Source organism: Halorubrum saccharovorum DSM 1137 (assembly GCF_000337915.1).
In the GTDB taxonomy this organism is placed as follows: Archaea; Halobacteriota; Halobacteria; order Halobacteriales; family Haloferacaceae; genus Halorubrum; species Halorubrum saccharovorum.
In genome coordinates, this window is the sequence record NZ_AOJE01000010.1 from 41112 (window position 1) to 57265 (window position 16154).

The following is a 16154-nucleotide window of genomic DNA, read 5'->3' on the forward strand; positions in this document are numbered from 1 at the left end:
CATGGAAACGACGGACGCGTTCACGGGGCTCTCGTGTGTCGACTGCGGCGAGGCGTTCGGTCCGGAGGCCGCGACGCACCGATGCCCGGACTGCGGCGGGATCCTCGACCCGACGTACGACCTCGATCGGATCGACCTCTCCCCCGAGGACCTCGCCGAGCGTCCGTTCGAGTCGATGTGGCGGTACGCGGAGCTGCTACCCTTCGCGACTGACGCGGCGGTGTCGCTCGGCGAGGGCGCGACGCCGCTGATCGAGTGTCCGGGGCTCGCGGACGCGATGGGCGTGGGACGGGTCCTCCTGAAAGACGAGGGATCGAACCCGACGGGGACGTTCAAGGACCGGGGGCAGTCGCTGGCGATGACGGCCGCGAGCCAGCACGGCGCGGAGGAGGTCGCGCTGAACAGCGCCGGCAACGCCGGACAGGCGGCGGCCGCGTACGCGGCCCGCGCGGATCTGGACGCCCACGTGTTCCTCCCCTCGCGGGCGGGGTTCACCCAGAAGGCGATGACGGAGGTCCACGGCGCCGACCTGACCGTGACGGATCCGATCGACGGAAACTCGCAGATCGGCGACGCCGGGCGCGCGTACGCGGAGGCGATGGAGGACCACCCCGACTGGTACTCGACGAAGACGTTCGTGACTCCGTACCGCCACGAGGGGAAGAAGACGATGGCGTTAGAGCTGCTCGAACAGCTCGACTGGGGGGCGCCCGACGGCGTCGTCTACCCGACCGGCGGGGGCGTCGGCCTCGTCGGGATGCACAAGGCCGCCCGCGAGGTTCGCGAGCTGGGGTGGACCGACGAACTCGTTCCGATGTACGCCGCGCAGGCGGCCGGGTGTGCGCCCGTCGTCGACGCCTACGAGTCGGGCGCCGACCGCCACGAACCGGTCCCGGACGACGAGGTCGACACGGCTTGCAACGGGATCGCGATCCCGGATCCGGGCGCGAGCCCGCTCGTCCTCGACGCGATCCGAGAGTCGGACGGGGGCGCGGTGGCGACGACCGACCGCGCGATCCTCGACGCCGCGATCGAGGTCGCTCGGACGGAGGGGCTGGAGGTCGGCGCGACCTGCGCGGCCTGCGTCTCGGGGGCGTTCGCGCTGGCGGAGTCGGGCGAGTTCGGCCCCGATGACACCGTCGTCCTCCTGAACACCGGCGCGGGCAACAAGGACGTCGACGCCCTGCGCGCGCACCTCGGGGAGCGGGAGGTTGAGGCGGGAGAGGCGGCGACCGAGACGGCGGGAGACGACATCGACTCGTGAGAGCGCGACCGGACGGCTACATCTCCCAGTAGTCGACGTCGCCGTCGATCGCGTAGTACCCCTCCAGCGAGCGCTCCTCGCGGCCGCCCGGCGGCGACCCGACGTACACGCCGAAGGTGTCCGAGTCGGGGTACACCGTCACGTCCGGCTCGGTCATGGTCGACATCGCGAGGTATCGGACCGGCTCGTCGCCCTCGTTGATGACGCGGTGGGCGCCCGACTCGTCCGCCGGGAACGGGACGTAGTCGCCGGCCTCGATCCGGACCGTCTCCCCGTCGTGACGCAAGGTGGCGTTCCCAGACAGCACGTAGATCGCCTCCTCGTTGGCGGTGTGGTAGTGGTACGGCCACGACTTCGCGCCGGCCGGCAGCTCGTAGAGGCTGCAGCCGATCTCCCCGCCGTCGGCGGCCTCGGCGAGTTGCTTTCGGCGGAACCGGGTCTCCCCGCGCTCCGTGTCGGTCCAGTCGAGGTCGCTCTCGCTGACTCGTGGCATGGGCGTGACACGACCGCCGCGAGCAAAACCGTTCGGGCGTCCCTCCGCGGTCGCTGACGCGCCGGAGCGAGCCCCGAACCGGAACCACTACGGCGGGCGGTCGCCACCCCTCGCGCATGGAACTCGGCGTCATCGGACTCGGGCGGATGGGGCAGATCGTGGTGAATCGGTCGCTCGACGCGGGCCACGACGTGGTCGCGTTCGACCTCTCGGCGGAGGCGACCGCGGAGGCGGCGGAGGCGGGCGCGACGGCCGCGGACTCGGTCGCGGACCTGTGCGACCGGCTCGACGGGTCGAGCGAGGGAGACGACGACGGCAAGCGCGTCTGGCTCATGGTCCCCGCGGGCGACGCGGTCGACGCCACGCTCGACGACTTGGAGCCGCACCTCGATGCCGACGACGTGGTCGTCGACGGCGGGAACTCGCAGTTTCAGGCGTCGGTCCGGCGCGCCGAGGAGACCGACGCCGCGTACCTCGACTGCGGCACCTCCGGGGGCCCCGCCAGCGCCGAGGCGGGCTTCTCGCTGATGGTCGGCGGTCCCGAGTGGGCCTACGAGGCGCTCGTGCCGGTGTTCGACGCGGTCGCGACCGGCCCGGACGGCCACGACCGCATGGGCGAGTCGGGGTCGGGCCACTACGTGAAGATGGTCCACAACGGCGTGGAGTACGCGCTGATGCAGGCGTACGGCGAGGGGTTCGAACTGCTCACCGAGGGGCGCTACGACCTCGATATGGAGTCGGTCGCGCGCACCTGGAACAACGGCGCCGTGATCCGGTCGTGGCTCCTCGAACTCTGCGAGGAGGCGTTCCGCGAGGAGGGCTCCGATCTGGGCGACGTGGCGGACCACGTCGCAGGGGGATCCACCGGGACGTGGACAGTCCGAGAGGCGCTCGAACAGGAGGTCCCCGTGCCGATCATCTATCAGGCGCTCGCGGAGCGGTTCGACTCCCGGAACGAGGGGCGCTTCTCCCGGCGGCTCGCGAACCGGCTCCGGTACGGCTTCGGGCGCCACGAGGTCGCGAGACGCTCCGACGAGGAGTGAGGCCGGGCGGAGAGTGCGGAGAGTGCGGAGAGGGCGGCGTGTCGCGGATGACCGACCGGTTCCGGTGTGACGCCGACGGGCTTTGGTCTCCTAATTATCACGCTTGATCCTGTCCGAGAAACACTTATGTATTTCCGTGACAGAGATTAACATGCACAGAATGTTCGAGCGATTCTCAAGCGGCTACTACCTGGGGGAACTGTACGTGGAACCCCACGACGGCGAGCGGGCCGTCATCCAGCGGGTCGACCACGAGCACGTCAACGAGCAGCTGTACGCCGACGGCGAGGGCGTCGAGCGACTCGACGCCCCGCTCGTGATGAAGGTCGGCGGCGGGCACATCCCGGTCGGCGGCGACGAGGACGTGCCGAGCGGCACGCTCGCGATCCCCCAAGAGCTCGCGGACGACGCCCTCCCGGATCGGCGGAACGTGCTGTTGGCGGACGCGGACCGCGCCGAGACGCTGCTGCGCTGGGAGGGCTGGGAACCGCACGTGAACGCGTAGTGCGACGCGGTCGCTCACTCCGTTCTCCCTCCAGTGCTTCCGTCGCCTGTGACCGCCTCGCGGCCGCCCCTTTGAGTCCCGCCCGCACCGCAACCGCACCTCACGCCTCCCCAGCCTCGTCGGTCGCCCATCGCTTCGCTCGGGCGACCGACTCCAGCGAGGGACCGACGGTCCCTCTGGCAGCCGGCGGCAACGCCGCCGGCGACCGCGCGCGTGCGGTTCGCGCCGCGTTGCGGCGCTCACCGGCACACGCCACCGCCCGTCAGTTATGAGCGGTCGCGCTCTCGTCGCCGCCGCAGACGCACCTTTTAGGTGGCGGAGGGTTCCCGTTCGGGTATGATCGACAGGCTGCTCGGGCGCGCCGAGCTGAAGGAGCGGATCGCGGAGTTGGAGGAGGAGAAGCGCCACCTCGAACGCCGCGCCGAGGCCGAGGAGGAGCGTCGGTCCGACGCCGTCGCGGACCGCCAGCGCGCCGAGGAGCGCGTCAACGAACTCGAACACCGGATCGAGTCGCTTGAGGAGCGCCTCGACCGCGCCGAAGGAGAGGAGGAGTCGGTCGAGTTCCGCCGCGTGAGCGACGCCCGCGGGCCGAGGCTTGTCGACGCGCTCGGGCGCTTCCGGGCGGTCGAAAGCGACGACGCCGAGGGGCTCCTCACCGCCTTCGTCCCGGACGAGGACGCGGTCCCGTCGAGCGTCGCGGAGTGGTTCGGCGACCGGACCCGACTCGTCAGGCGGGCCGCCCCCGCGGTCGTCATCGCTGACGACACCGGGGCGGTGAGCGCGGCGCTGACGCCCCCGATCGAGCCGGCGCCGTTCGACCGGTGGAGCGACGAGTTCCGCCTCGACGAGTCGTGGTTCCGACCGACAGGGCGGGTCGCCTTCGCGCTCGTCCGGTCGGACACCTTCGCGCTCGGCGTCTACGAGGGCGACGAGCGGGTCGACTTCGAGGGGTTCACCTCCGACGTGAAGGAGGCGCACTCGAAGGGCGGCTTCTCGCAGGGGCGGTTCGAGCGCCGGCGCGAGGGGCAGATCGACGACCACCTCAAGAAGGCGACCGCGGCGCTGACGGACCTCGACGACTCTGACGCCCCGATCGACCGGACGATCGTCGTCGGCGAGCGCAGCGTGCTCGGCGAGCTCCGAGAACACGCCGACGTCACCGATGTCTCCGACGCGACCGGGAAGCCGCGGGACGCGCTCGCCGACGCCTTCCGTGACTTCTGGACGACCCGGATCCACGCGATCTGAGGGCGAGATGACCCCCGCAAGCACCGCATAACTATATCCCGGCCTCGACATCGCGCAGTCGGAGGGGCACGTCACACGCTCCCTCCCCCCTACTTCTCGACCCGCCCAGCGTCGCATCGCGACGCCGACTCGTCGCCCCGGTCGCGTCAGCGCGGTCGTGTTAACGCGGTCGCGCCAACGCAGTCGTGTCAACGCAGCCACGAACAGTCCTAAACCCGGTGCGCGCGGTACGGCACACATGAGCCGGTCCGAGCCGTCCTCCGGTGTTCGAACCGCGGTCGTCGCGTCCCTGGTCGTCGCGCTCCTGATCGTCGGGGTGGCGGCCGCCGGCGTCGGGGTCGCTCCGGTCGCCACCGGTGAGACGGCTTCCCCCGCCGAATCGTTCTCGGGAAGTCTCGACGCGGACTCGGTGGCACAGACATCCGGAGACGACGCCGACGTGATTCGGTTACGCCACGAACTCGCCCAGACCGACGAGCGCGGGTCGATCGACGTCACGACGCGGGCGGCGATCCCCGATCGGGTCACGGAGCTCGAAGTGACGCTGCTCAGCGTCGACGCCGGCGCCGATGTCGAGGCCGACGGGTTCGCCCCGGTCGACGACGCCGAGACCGGCGAGTCCGTCTGGGAGTGGGACGGCGAGACCGCGGACCCCTCGCTCACGTACGCCGTCGACGCGAACGACACGGTCGAGCAGGAGGGGCCGCTCGCGACCGACGGCACCTACCGCTTCGTCGACGCGGGCGAGTGGGCGCTCGTCCGGACCCCCCGCGTCGCCGCCGCGTGGTCGTACACCGGGCAGTACGAGGCGCAGGTCCGGCTGGACCGCGAGACGGTCGTTCCCGGGGAGGGCGTCGCCTCGCAGTCGATGGCGTTCCTCGGGCCGCACGAGGAGTACGTCCGCGAGGCCGCGGGCCAGCGCTACCGGCTGATCGTCCCCGACGCCGCGGACCCGGTCGCGGAGCCCGACGAGGTGTTCGGCGTGTTCGCCGACGCCTCGAACGCGCTTCAGGTCGGCGCCCGCGACGAGGAAGTGGTCGCGTTCGCCGCGCCCACGGGCGAGGTGTCGTGGGCGGTCCGCGGGCTGCAGACCGGCGACGCGGACCTGTGGGTCAGCGACGAGGAGCCCGCCGGCACGGCCGCGGACGTCTGGACCCACGAGTACGTCCACACCCGGCAGGCGTACCGCACCGAGGCGAGCGGTCGGTGGATCACGGAGGCGAGCGCGACCCACTACGCCGCGCTGTTCGCGCTCGAACGCGGCGCCGCGGACTTCGACGCGTTCGAGCGCACGCTGGCCCGCGGCGAGCGCGATCCCGACGCCTCGGCGGTGCTCGCCGATCCGGCGACGTGGGAGGGGAACCCCGACTACACGAAGGGCGCGCTCGTCGCCGGCGAGATCGACCGCCGGCTCCGGAACGAGACCGACGGCGCCGCGTCGCTGGCGACGGTCCTCCGCGACCTCAACGAGGCCGACGGGCCGGTCACCAACGAGGACGTTCTCGACGCGGTCGAGGCGGCGGCCGCCGAGGGGGCCGACGACGCCACTGCGAGCGAGATCCGCGCCGCCGCCGAGCGACTGACGACCACGCGGGAGGCCCCCGAGATGTGGGACCGAGACGCCCACGCGGCGGCGTTCGGCGAGACCCCCGCGCAGGTGGGATACGGGCTCGCCGCCGACGGGGTCCGGGCGACCGGCGAGTACCGGAACCGGACCGTCGCCCGCGACCCCGTCGAACTCGTCGTCGGCGAGTCGCTCGCCGTGGCGGTCGTCGCGTCGAACACCGGCGGCGCGGCCGGGAGCTACGACCTGTCGCTCTCGGTCGACGGCGAGTCGGTCGCGAACCGGTCGGGGATGCTCGACGCCGGCGCCGAGGCGGTCGAGCGCTTCGAGCATCGGTTCGACGAGCCGGGCGAGTACGAGGTCCGGATCGGCAGCGAGCGCCTGACCGTCGCCGTTTCCGAGCCCGCCCGCCCGAACGTCCGCGAGGTCTCGACCGACCGCGACCGCGTTTCCGCCGGCGAGTCGGTCGTCGCGACCGCGACCGTGGGCAACGACGCGAGTGTGCCCGCGGGCGGGGAGATCGCGTTCCGGGCCGACGGCGAGACGGTCGAGACCGCCCCGGTGCGGCTGGACGCCGGCGAGGAGACGACGGTCGAACGCGAGATCCGATTCGGGGACGGGGGGTCGATCGGCGTCGGTCCCCGAAACGTGACGGTCAGCGCCGTCGGTCCGGTCGACGAGGCGTCGACGACGGTGGCGGTCGAGGGCGACGGACCGGTCTCGGCCGACGGCGCGCCCGGATTCGGTCCCGGGGTCGCTCTCGTCTCAATCGCCGTCGCCGGCGCGGCGCTCGCGCGTCCCGGTCGGCGGAGCGGGTAGCCAGAGGGTGCGGAGCTAAAACGGCGCGTCCGGTCCCTCGTCCACGCCTTCGTTCGGGTTCGTCCCGCCGTCGCCCCCGTCGACGCTCGTCGCGACCAGTTCGCCGGCGCTGCGCTCCCACGCCTCGATGCCGCCGCGGAGGCTCTCGACGCGCGCGTCCTGCGTTCCCGCGTAGCTCCCGATCAGCTGGGCCGCCTGCCGGCTGGAGATCCCGTGGGGACAGACGGTGACGATCCGCGCCGAGCCCTCCAGTTCCGCGATCCGGGTCGTCAGCTCCGGGAAGGGGATACACTCGCTTCCGGGGACGTGCCCGCGGTCGAAGGCGCGCCGGTCGCGGATGTCGACGATTCGGAGGTCGTCTGTGTCGGCGTCATCGGCGTCGGCGTCATCGGCGTCGGCCCCATCGCCGTCGAGCAGCGCCGCCAGCTCGTCGGGGTCGATCTCGCCGTCCATCAGGGGAGCGGACAGAGGCTCGCCGTGATGACGGCGCGCTCGTCGGTGTCGTTCCGGGCGCCGTGGACGGTTCCGCGCTCGTTTACGACGACCGCGGGCGCCGCGAGCGACTCCTCCTCGTCCCCGCGGATAACGGTCGGCTCGCCTTCGAGGATGTGGAAGACGTTGGTGGCGTCGCCGTGCTCGTGCGGCTCGACGGTCGCGCCCGGTCCGAGCGCGAACGCCTTGACGAGCACGTCGTCGGTGACGACCAGTTCGGCGGTCTCGACCTCTCCGTCGTCGGGGGAGAGGTCGTCGACCGCGTCGGCGTATCGATCGAGCGTCATACCACCCCTCTCCGGCGTTGGTACAAAAGGCGTTTGGCGGGGCGGGATCGGAGCCCGGACGCGCCCCGGAGAGAGGCGCGGCCTCGGCGGCCTACTCCCGCGCGCCCGGCGGCAGCGGATCGGCGTGGTCGGCGATCGCCTCAGCGACGCGGTGGGGCTCCTCGTGGACGACCCAGTGAGTCGCCGCGTCAAGGGTGAGGAGGCGACCGTCCGCGCAGCGCTCGACGCTCTCGCCGGCCAGCCGCCTCGAGAGGAACCGGTCCCGCGCGCCCCAGATCACGAGCGTCGGCACCTCGACGGTCTCGGTCTCCGGGGTCGGGCGGTCGCGGACGATCGCCCGGTACCAGTTCACCATCGCCTCGAACGCGCCGTCGCGGCTCCACGCGCGGCGGTAGCGCCTGAAGTCCTCGTCGCCGAACGTCCCCGGATCGCTCGACTTCCGGAGCCCCCGCACGGCGAGCCGCCAGTTCCCGGCGCTGGCGACCGCCTCGGGGAGTTTCGGAAGCTGGAACGCCAGCATGTACCAGCTCTTGAGCCGCTGGTCCCACGAGTTCCGGATGGCGCGCTCGAAGACGGTCGGGTGCGGGACGTTGACCGCGACGAACTCCGAGACTCGGTCGGCGTGATGGAGCGCGAGCCACCACCCCACCGCCGCGCCCCAGTCGTGGCCGGCGACGGCGGCGGTCTCGCGGTCGTAGGCGTCGATCAGGCCGACTACGTCCCGCGCCAGCGCGTCGATCCGGTAGTCGCTCACGGCGGGCGGCTTCTCGGAGAGATTGTAGCCGCGCTGGTCGGGGACGACGACGCGGTAACCCGCGTTGGCCAGCGGCGCGAGCGTCTCGTGCCAGCCGTACCAGAACTCCGGGAACCCGTGGAGAAGGACCAGTAGCTTCCCGTCTTCGGGACCCGCCTCGACGACGTGAAGCCGGACGTCACCGGCGTCGATCGCCCGCGACTCCCCCGGAACGCCCTCGGGGATCTCGTCCGACGGGACGGGCTCGTCGAGCGCCTCGACCCCGAGACGTCGGTCGCCGGCCGGCTCTCCCTCCTGACTCCCCTGGCTCGACGCGTCGGTCATGCGTTCCTCTCGGCGCGCGAGCGTCAAATAGCTACGTTCCGTCAGGGGAATTCGCACCGCCCGACGCCGCCTTGGGAACCGAAATCCTCAAGCCGCTGGCAGACCGCTGTCGGGTATACTAGTGATTCTGTCGATCGGCCCGACGAGTTCGGGGGTCTTCGCCGACCCCTCAACTCGACGGAGGTTCGCGTTCCGCTCCCTCCGGAGGCGAGACCCGGTGCGACCGGTCGGGCCGGTTCGCGGTTCGACGGCGTCAGAATCTCCTCTCGCATAACATGGTATCGGATACGTCGGCCTCGGACACAGCGGCATCGGCTTCGAAGTCGTCGGACTCGAACGGATCGGGCTCGGTCGACCCGGATTCGACGGACCCGGATTCGACGGACCCGGATTCGACGGACCCGGATTCGACGGACTCCCCCTCGGTGTCGACTGAAGAGATATCTAACGTCCTCCTCGTCACGATCGACTCTCTCCGGGCGGACGCGATCGGACCCTACGACGACGACCGGCACTCGCCGGTGCTCTCGGAGTTGGCCGCCGACGGGACCGTCTTCGACCAGTCGTTCGCGACCGGAAACTGGACGCCGTTCTCGTTCCCGTCGATCCTCGCCTCCGAGCCCGTCTTTGCCCGGAACGGCGACATCGGCGTGAAAGGGTCCCGGACGCTCGCGTCGGTGCTTTCCGAGGCCGGCGTCGCGACCGGCGGCTTCAACGCCGCGAACGGGTTCCTCACCTCCCACTGGGGGTATCCGGAGGGGTTCGACGAGTTCGAACCGTTCGTCACGAGCGTCGGGTCGAGCCGGTACAGTCGGTATCTCGCGGCGCACCCGACGGTCGAGGCGTGGATCCAGCTCGTCACGTCGCCGTTCCGCCGCCTCGGCTCTAAGATCCGAGGCGACAGCGACGACCGCCCCTTCCTCGACGCGTCGCGGATGTTCGACGTCGAGGACGCCGCGACCGACTTCGTCGAGGACGCCGACGACCCGTTCTTCCTGTGGGTCCACTACATGGACACCCACACCCCGTACGTCCCCGCGCCGCGGTACATCCGCGAGGTCTCGGACGGGCTGGTCGGCACCCACCGGATGCTCCACGCCCACACGCGCACGAGCCTCGGGTGGGAGGTCGGCGAGCGGACCCTGCGGGAGCTCCGGACCCTGTATCAGGCGACGGTTCGACAGGTCGACGCCAGCGTCGGACGCCTGCTCGACACGCTCGAAGCGGCCGGGATCGCCGACGAGACCGCGATCGTGGTCGCCGGCGACCACGGCGAGGAGTTCCAGGAGCACGGCCACCTCGCGCACTACCCGAAGCTGTACGACGAGCTGATTCGGGTGCCGCTCATCGTGAACGTCCCCGGCGAGGACGGCGGGCGTCGGGTGTCCGAACACGTCGGCCTCGACGCGATCCCGCCGACCGTCGCCGACTTGCTCGACGTCGAATCGCCCCCGGAGTGGCGCGGCGAGTCGCTCGCACCGACGGTCAGCGGTGAGGAGTCGCCCGATCAGGACCCGGTGGTCTCCGTCACCGTCCGGGGCGAGGAGGTGACCGACCAGCCGATCCCGCGGTCCCTGTCTGACGGCGACCTCCTCGTGAGCGTCCGCGACGACGAGTGGACGTACATCGAGAACGCGGACACGGGAGAGACGGAGCTGTATCACCGACCGTCGGACCCGACTCAGCAGGAGGACCGCTCTGCGGATCCGTCCGACGAGGCGCTCGCGGTCGTCGAGCGGTTCGCGCCGATCGCCGCCGACCACGTCGCGGAGCTCCGCGACAGACAGGCGGACGCGGTGGCGGCCGGAGACACCGAGGAGGGCGACGACGGAGAGGTCGACGAGGACCTCGAAGCCCGCCTCGAAGCGCTCGGCTACCGGTGATGATTCGATCCGTTCTCAGGAACCTTACGAGCGGGCCGATCGCCGTTCAGATGCGTCGGTTCGTCGTCGTCGGTGCGCTCACGGCGGGGATACAGATGGGCCTGCTGTGGTCGTTTGTCGACGTCGCGGGAGTGAACTACCTGATCGGCGCCACCATCGCGATCGAGATCACGATCATCCTCTCGTACGTGCTCAACAACGCGTGGACGTTCCAAGCGAGTCAGAACACGGGCACCACGGACTACCTCACCGGTCTGCTGAAGACGAATCTGGTCCGTGGGACGGCCATCCCGATCCAGCTCGCGGTCCTCTACGCCCTCGTGGAGTGGGGGAGTCTCATGTACCTCGTCGCCAACGCGATCGCCATCTTCCTCAGCGGGCTCTATCGCTTCGTCCTCGACTCCCAGTGGACGTGGGGATAGTCGTCAGGGTAGCGTCGGGCGTGGGAATCGCCGTCGGACGCGGGACGGCGTCGGGCGTGGCGATGACCCGCCGCGGGACACCCCGACGCGGCGAGTCTTCAGAAGGGGAGTCGCGGCTCGATACGAGCGACGAGGTCTCTGACCGTTTCCTGCTTGTAGTAGCCGACGATCGACGCGAGGACGACGACCGCGATGAGCGCGAACGCTAAGAGGAACTGTCCGTCGGCGATCCTGCCGCCGGCGTAGACGGTGAACACGTACGCCGGCAGGCGACCGACGCTGATCACGGCGATGAAGGTGGGGAGCTTCCACTTCGTGAGCCCGCTCAGAAAGCAGATGGCGTCGTCCGGAAGACCGGGGATGATCACGAACGCGAACAGCCCCGGAACCCCGACCGTGTCGACGAATCCGTCGAAGCGGGCGACCACGTCCTCGTGAATCACGTCCTCGACGAACGACCGACCGTACCGTTTCGCGAGCGAGAAGGCGATCGAGCTCCCGATCAGCACGCCCGTGAGGCTGTAAACGGTGCCCCAAAAGGAGCCGAAGAGATAGCCCGCGACGAGGGCGACAACCTGTCCGGGGATCGGTGCGACGATGACCTGGAGGGCCTGGATGGCGATGAACACGAGCGGGGCGAGGACGCCGAACTGCTGGAGCCACACCCGCAACGCTTCGGCGTTCGTGATGAATCCCGCGTACTCGCGGACGAAGAGGTAGAGGGCGACGAACCCGACGGCGACGCCGACGAGCGCGAGGATTCCCCGCCGTCTGTCCGACGCCGAGGCGAAGAGTCTCATTCGTGTTGTACCCGGCCAGCGGTGGACTTGAAGCTTGTTAAAGTAACAGTTGTCGGGGACGACTACGTCTGGTTTCCGCCTCTCGTCACTCGGGAGAACGGGTGCGGCCACCCGGAAGACCGTCGTTAGTCGATCAAAAGTGCGGGAGAAGTGGGCAGGCACGATGTCATCTAACCGTGTTCGTGATCGGCTCGCACTGTTCTCCCGTGTCGTTCTGCCCAGTTGCGTTCGTGATCTGAGTCTCCGTTTTTCGTCAGCTGATCGACGTACTCCTGCCGCTGTTCCATCCGGTCTCGGTAGCGTTTCCACCGGTCCTCCTACGAGGCCCAGTCGTAGTGATTCTCGATCGTCTTCACCGTCGCGTCGACCCGCTCCGCGACCTCGGGCGGGATCTCCTGGTTCAGTTGCCACGTGATCGACCCCGTCCGTATCGGATGGGGAGATCTCGACGACGGGCACTTGCTCAGGTGGACGTACCGCGTCCACTCGCAGGTGTCCGGGTCCTTGTCGTGCGGACAGCCTCCGGCCACGCACGGCTGCGTAGCGCCGTAGCTCCACACCCGGTTCCCGTCGGCCGTCCCTGCGCGCTCGCTATGAGCGGCTTACGGCCGTGATCGTCCCGAACGTCGAAGCAATTCTCCCGGACGTACTCGCTGACGACGCGAGCGAGTTCGTCTTCGTCGCCGTCTCTCGGAAGTTCGCGAACCCGATCGCCTCGTCGACGGCGACCGGAATGAAGTGCTCGATCAGGTCTGCCTCCCACTCAGTGGGGTCCGTGATCCGGAACGCCGGCAGGTACCCCGCCTCCGTGTAGTCCCACTGGTCGGTCTCGTGCCCGTCCTCGTCGTCGGGCTTGTAGCGGGTGGTGGCCTCTATGAGGACCGTGTTCGAGGACTCGCGATCGAAGGCCTGACCGAGTTGGATCAGTTCAGGCCTTCCGCGATACTATCCGGATTCGGATCCGTCTCCGATCGTCCGCAGATCCGGCGGATCCTCGTCACAGCCTAAGCGTTTCGCCGTTCGATTTTTATGCTGACTCTCGTTCCACGATTCGATCACGTCCGGTGTCCACTCCTCGACTTCCGGCTCGACCGATCCAAAGGACTCGGGCGAACGTCGCTTCGAGCTCACCTGCTCATACGCGTACCCGAGTTCAAACAGCACCTCTTCCTGGTACTCCCGGGCGAAGAATTCGATCCCGACCGGTAGATCGCTTTCCGCTGTAAAGCCAGCTGGCACGGTCATCGACGGGAACTCCAGCGCCGGCGTCAACTGAGCGTTCGAACCCCACGATTCGTTTGTGTCGAGCGTGGGCGGAGTTTGCTTGAGAGTCGGGTATACGATCGCGTCGAGATCGTGTTCGGCCATCGTTTGGAGGACGAACTCCTGTAGGTCATCGCGTCGGCTTAGCCCATAGAGATAGTCGACGTTCTCGTCAAGCGCATCGACGTCCACCTCTTCTCGGGACCGAATGTAGCAGATCTCCGGAGCGAACAGTTCGGAGTCGACAATATCTTCCAGCGTATCGGGCTGATCTTGATCATCCAGGCTGTCGAGATAGCTGTTGATATCACGATTGAACTCATCTCCCGACGAGACGTTCGCTTCGTTGATGAAGTCCCAAGAGGGCGGGTCAACCGGGTCGACGACTGTGGCGCCCCCTTCCCTGAGATCGTCTAGCGCCTCGTTGAACACCGTTTCGACCGCTTTGGCGTCTGCGATCGTATCTGGGTCTTCCTCGTCGTCGTCCGGGCCGACCCAGTCCCGGTACACGCCGATACGAGCGCCCTCCAGACCGTCTTCGTTGAGATAGTCAGTATAGCTCCCTTCATCATCGATGGGTGTTCGACGGACGCTTTCGGCGGTCTCCGAATCTGCTGGATCGTAGCCAACCATCGCGTCCGTTAGCAGTGCCGCGTCTCTAACTGACCGAGTCATCGGTCCCGAGGTATCCTCCGTGAGCGCTAGCGGGACGATTCCGTCCCGACTAATCAGGCCGGTGGAGGGGCGAAGCCCCACCAGACTGTTCGCTGCCGCAGGTACTCGAACAGAGCCGCCGGTATCAGATCCAGTTCCGAGCACACCGAGGTTTGCTGCAATACCGGCCCCTGTCCCGCCACTCGACCCGCCAGCGGAGTGCGTTAGTTCGTATGGGTTGTACGTCACGCCTCCGAATGAACTCACAGTGTTGTAGGAGAACGCGAACTCACTGAGGTTGGTCTTGGCGAGGACGATGCCGCCTGCATTACGTATCCAAGATACGATCGTGGCGTCGTCAGGTGGCGTCGAGTCTTTAAGTGAGACCGAGCCAGCAGTCGTTGGAATGTCTTCCGTATCGTGATTGTCCTTTAGCAGTACCGGGATTCCGTGAAGTGGACCGACTAATTCGTTCGATTCGAGCGCTTCGTCCAGTTCCTCAGCTCGGTCCATGACGTGGGGGTTAATTCGAACGATCGCGCCAAGCTCATCCTCGAATTCCCGGATCCGCTCAAGATACTGTGCAACAACGCTCTGGACCGATATCTGATTCGTCCGGTACAGTTTCCGAAGCTCACCTGCCGTCGCCTCGATTGGATCGAACTCCGGTTTTCCTGGCGGTTTTTTCGGTTTATTGCCCGGGTGACCTTCTGGTTTACCACGAGGGGGATCTGCAAGTGCTGTATTTGGCAGCAGACCTGCGCTGCCTATCACACCTATCGAACCTAGGATCGTCCGTCTATTTATTGATGAAAGAACGGATTTTGATTCATCTTTGCTATCTTCCTGTTCCAAATTGCCCTTCGACATACAAAACGTCAGATGATTCTAGTTTATATTAGTCTTTTGTACAAATTTGATATTATTAGCACAGGACCACACATGTTCCCGGATGAATATTAGGGAATATCTATAATATCTATTCATACGAGGGGATTATCGAGGAATAAGGAGCGGATCAGAAATATTTGAGCAGAAATGATGGGATATATAGTATCTGTAGAATATCCTTCTACGACTCGATCTGCCACGTAATTGCCGCCCCTTGCGCCTGCACCGGATGCTGCAGGCCGTCGAACTCCGCAACCCCACACACGTCGACGTCGATATCGAACCAGTGCTCGATGTCGCGAGCCGTCTTGTCGGCCAACCGTTCAGCCGTATACTGCTCGGGAAGATTCGCGACGGTTTCCGGGTCGTCGTCCGATCGCTCGTAGAACAGCCCGAGCAACCCCCCGTCACGATCGAACCCGGACTCGTGGAGCTTCTGGGCGTCGCTCAGCAGGGTGTGCTCGTGAAACGGGCTGAACACGCGCATCGGCATCGAGTCCTCCGGATCGCCGTTCGCCCGCCAGTATCGGAGGAGCTTGCATTCGACCGGGATCCCGTCCGGGAGGACGAGATCGCAACTCTCGGAGCCATCGGGATACGGGACCTCCAACCGGGTGTCACCGTACGCCGCGCTGTGGCGCCGTAGCTCGTCGACGAGGAGTTCCACCTGCTGCGTCTCGTCCTCCGAGCCGATCCCGTCTCCGTACTGTCCCTCGGTGTTCCGATCGACAGTCGGGATGACAGTTGCGAGGTCGTCAGCCAACCGTGTCAGCGCGTTCTCGCTGGTCACGTTCCTCAGTACCCGATCAGCAGCGTCTCGAAGGGGAGTTCGATCCGGCCCGACGCATACACGGTGTCGATCACGTCGCTGCTCTTCTCGTACGCTCGGCTCTCAGTCGTTCGGCCGCCGCTGTTGTACCGATACACGTTCGGAACCACGAGCACGAGCGTGTCCACTTGGACCATCACCGCCGCTTGCACTATGTCTCGGTACAGTGCGTTCCCCAACACGGCTCGCGACGCCTCTACCTCCAGTCCGTACCGCTTGCTCTCGTGATACCCGTCAACCTCGTACTGGAGGTCCGCCTCGCCGTTCTCGCCGAACAACACCGGTCGGAAGATCTTCTCGTCGTTCGCTTTGCCTTCCTCGATCTCGAACCCGATCGCCTCCAGGTCGTCGCGAACGACATCGAGCACGTCGTCGCTCTTTAGCCCGTTGTCGCCCTCAGCTGTCGAGATCGCGTCCTCGTTTGCCCGAAACCCGGCAACGATCTCGTCGACAAAATCAGGCGGCGCATGAGTCCGTGGAAAGTAGCAGTAGCGAATGTCAGACATGGATCCGTCGTCGACGGCCGGGTGTAAGAATCCACAGGGAGGCTACTGGGTCACGTCGTTGGGCTATTCGGATCCTCGGCCGATCAGCATCCGACAGAGAGGGAGTCGTGACC

16 protein-coding genes and 1 pseudogene are annotated in these 16154 nt (G+C 67.5%); 7 read left to right on the top strand and 10 right to left on the bottom strand.

All coding sequences use genetic code 11. The features are described 5' to 3' along the window. The first annotated feature begins 1 nt into the window (after position 1). On the top strand, positions 2 to 1264 hold the full coding sequence (locus C471_RS01955; protein ID WP_004046246.1) for a threonine synthase: 1263 nt from the start codon (positions 2 to 4) through the stop codon (positions 1262 to 1264). 16 nt (positions 1265 to 1280) lie between these two features. Here C471_RS01955 and C471_RS01960 read toward each other — a convergent pair whose 3' ends face one another. Next, positions 1281 to 1757, bottom strand: coding sequence for a cupin domain-containing protein (locus tag C471_RS01960; RefSeq protein WP_004046250.1), 477 nt, complete (start codon positions 1755 to 1757; stop codon positions 1281 to 1283). Positions 1758 to 1873: 116 nt separating this feature from the next. On the opposite strand from C471_RS01960, the gene C471_RS01965 reads away from it, so the two are divergent. The 4 genes from C471_RS01965 (at position 1874) to C471_RS01980 (ending at position 6936) form a co-directional block, all read left to right on the top strand. Next, positions 1874 to 2800, top strand: a complete 927-nt coding sequence (locus tag C471_RS01965) for a decarboxylating 6-phosphogluconate dehydrogenase (protein WP_004046252.1) — start codon at positions 1874 to 1876, stop codon at positions 2798 to 2800. Between the two features lie 160 nt (positions 2801 to 2960). Continuing rightward, positions 2961 to 3305 (top strand): DUF5802 family protein, encoded by a 345-nt coding sequence (locus C471_RS01970; protein WP_004046253.1) that lies wholly within the window; start codon positions 2961 to 2963, stop codon positions 3303 to 3305. A gap of 336 nt (positions 3306 to 3641) precedes the next feature. Beyond that, positions 3642 to 4553: a Vms1/Ankzf1 family peptidyl-tRNA hydrolase gene (locus C471_RS01975; protein ID WP_004046256.1), complete on the top strand. Its 912-nt coding sequence runs from the start codon at positions 3642 to 3644 to the stop codon at positions 4551 to 4553. A 238-nt stretch (positions 4554 to 4791) separates the two neighbouring features. Next, positions 4792 to 6936, top strand: a complete 2145-nt coding sequence (locus tag C471_RS01980) for a hypothetical protein (RefSeq protein ID WP_004046259.1) — start codon at positions 4792 to 4794, stop codon at positions 6934 to 6936. A gap of 15 nt (positions 6937 to 6951) precedes the next feature. On the opposite strand, the gene C471_RS01985 is transcribed toward C471_RS01980, so the two are convergent. The 3 genes from C471_RS01985 to C471_RS01995 form a co-directional block, all read right to left on the bottom strand. After that, positions 6952 to 7389 (bottom strand): rhodanese-like domain-containing protein, encoded by a 438-nt coding sequence (locus tag C471_RS01985; RefSeq protein WP_004046261.1) that lies wholly within the window; start codon positions 7387 to 7389, stop codon positions 6952 to 6954. Continuing rightward, positions 7389 to 7715: a cupin domain-containing protein gene (locus C471_RS01990; RefSeq protein WP_004046263.1), complete on the bottom strand. Its 327-nt coding sequence runs from the start codon at positions 7713 to 7715 to the stop codon at positions 7389 to 7391. Before C471_RS01990 ends, C471_RS01985 begins: the two co-directional genes overlap by 1 nt. A gap of 91 nt (positions 7716 to 7806) precedes the next feature. Then, the gene (locus C471_RS01995; protein ID WP_004046264.1) at positions 7807 to 8793 is read right to left on the bottom strand and encodes an alpha/beta fold hydrolase; all 987 of its coding nucleotides are present in this window, start codon (positions 8791 to 8793) and stop codon (positions 7807 to 7809) included. Positions 8794 to 9068: 275 nt separating this feature from the next. On the opposite strand from C471_RS01995, the gene C471_RS02000 reads away from it, so the two are divergent. Next, entirely contained in the window at positions 9069 to 10676 is a 1608-nt protein-coding gene (locus tag C471_RS02000; RefSeq protein WP_004046266.1) for a sulfatase, read from the top strand. After that, positions 10676 to 11098, top strand: a complete 423-nt coding sequence (locus C471_RS02005; RefSeq protein ID WP_004046268.1) for a GtrA family protein — start codon at positions 10676 to 10678, stop codon at positions 11096 to 11098. The genes C471_RS02000 and C471_RS02005 overlap by 1 nt, the downstream gene beginning before the upstream one ends. Before the next feature lie 98 nt (positions 11099 to 11196). Here the strand turns inward: C471_RS02005 and C471_RS02010 are convergent, their stop codons facing one another. The 6 genes and pseudogenes from C471_RS02010 to C471_RS02030 all read right to left on the bottom strand — a co-directional run bounded on the left by C471_RS02010 (position 11197) and on the right by C471_RS02030 (position 16041). Next, positions 11197 to 11898, bottom strand: a complete 702-nt coding sequence (locus C471_RS02010; protein WP_004046270.1) for a TVP38/TMEM64 family protein — start codon at positions 11896 to 11898, stop codon at positions 11197 to 11199. A gap of 317 nt (positions 11899 to 12215) precedes the next feature. Further along, positions 12216 to 12428: a hypothetical protein gene (locus C471_RS17930; protein ID WP_239638600.1), complete on the bottom strand. Its 213-nt coding sequence runs from the start codon at positions 12426 to 12428 to the stop codon at positions 12216 to 12218. 133 nt (positions 12429 to 12561) lie between these two features. Then, positions 12562 to 12801: pseudogene (locus C471_RS18300) on the bottom strand (restriction endonuclease); the annotation flags it as partial. 42 nt (positions 12802 to 12843) lie between these two features. Next, complete coding sequence (locus C471_RS16150) at positions 12844 to 14685, bottom strand: amidase (RefSeq protein ID WP_080505519.1); 1842 nt, start codon at positions 14683 to 14685, stop codon at positions 12844 to 12846. A gap of 202 nt (positions 14686 to 14887) precedes the next feature. After that, a complete protein-coding gene (locus C471_RS02025) occupies positions 14888 to 15496 on the bottom strand; it encodes a hypothetical protein (protein WP_004046279.1) in 609 nt (202 codons plus the stop codon). A 5-nt stretch (positions 15497 to 15501) separates the two neighbouring features. Then, on the bottom strand, positions 15502 to 16041 hold the full coding sequence (locus C471_RS02030; RefSeq protein WP_004046281.1) for a hypothetical protein: 540 nt from the start codon (positions 16039 to 16041) through the stop codon (positions 15502 to 15504). Positions 16042 to 16154 lie beyond the last annotated feature (113 nt).

Coding starts and splice junctions, on each gene's coding strand:
- C471_RS01975 (WP_004046256.1), top strand. CDS start 3,642: ATGATCGACAGGCTGCTCGGGCGCGCCGAGCTGAAGGAGCGGATCGCG.
- C471_RS02030 (WP_004046281.1), bottom strand. CDS start 16,041: ATGTCTGACATTCGCTACTGCTACTTTCCACGGACTCATGCGCCGCCT.
- C471_RS01960 (WP_004046250.1), bottom strand. CDS start 1,757: ATGCCACGAGTCAGCGAGAGCGACCTCGACTGGACCGACACGGAGCGC.
- C471_RS16150 (WP_080505519.1), bottom strand. CDS start 14,685: ATGTCGAAGGGCAATTTGGAACAGGAAGATAGCAAAGATGAATCAAAA.
- C471_RS02005 (WP_004046268.1), top strand. CDS start 10,676: ATGATTCGATCCGTTCTCAGGAACCTTACGAGCGGGCCGATCGCCGTT.
- C471_RS01990 (WP_004046263.1), bottom strand. CDS start 7,715: ATGACGCTCGATCGATACGCCGACGCGGTCGACGACCTCTCCCCCGAC.
- C471_RS02010 (WP_004046270.1), bottom strand. CDS start 11,898: ATGAGACTCTTCGCCTCGGCGTCGGACAGACGGCGGGGAATCCTCGCG.
- C471_RS01955 (WP_004046246.1), top strand. CDS start 2: ATGGAAACGACGGACGCGTTCACGGGGCTCTCGTGTGTCGACTGCGGC.
- C471_RS01995 (WP_004046264.1), bottom strand. CDS start 8,793: ATGACCGACGCGTCGAGCCAGGGGAGTCAGGAGGGAGAGCCGGCCGGC.
- C471_RS01965 (WP_004046252.1), top strand. CDS start 1,874: ATGGAACTCGGCGTCATCGGACTCGGGCGGATGGGGCAGATCGTGGTG.
- C471_RS01985 (WP_004046261.1), bottom strand. CDS start 7,389: ATGGACGGCGAGATCGACCCCGACGAGCTGGCGGCGCTGCTCGACGGC.
- C471_RS01980 (WP_004046259.1), top strand. CDS start 4,792: ATGAGCCGGTCCGAGCCGTCCTCCGGTGTTCGAACCGCGGTCGTCGCG.
- C471_RS02000 (WP_004046266.1), top strand. CDS start 9,069: ATGGTATCGGATACGTCGGCCTCGGACACAGCGGCATCGGCTTCGAAG.
- C471_RS01970 (WP_004046253.1), top strand. CDS start 2,961: ATGTTCGAGCGATTCTCAAGCGGCTACTACCTGGGGGAACTGTACGTG.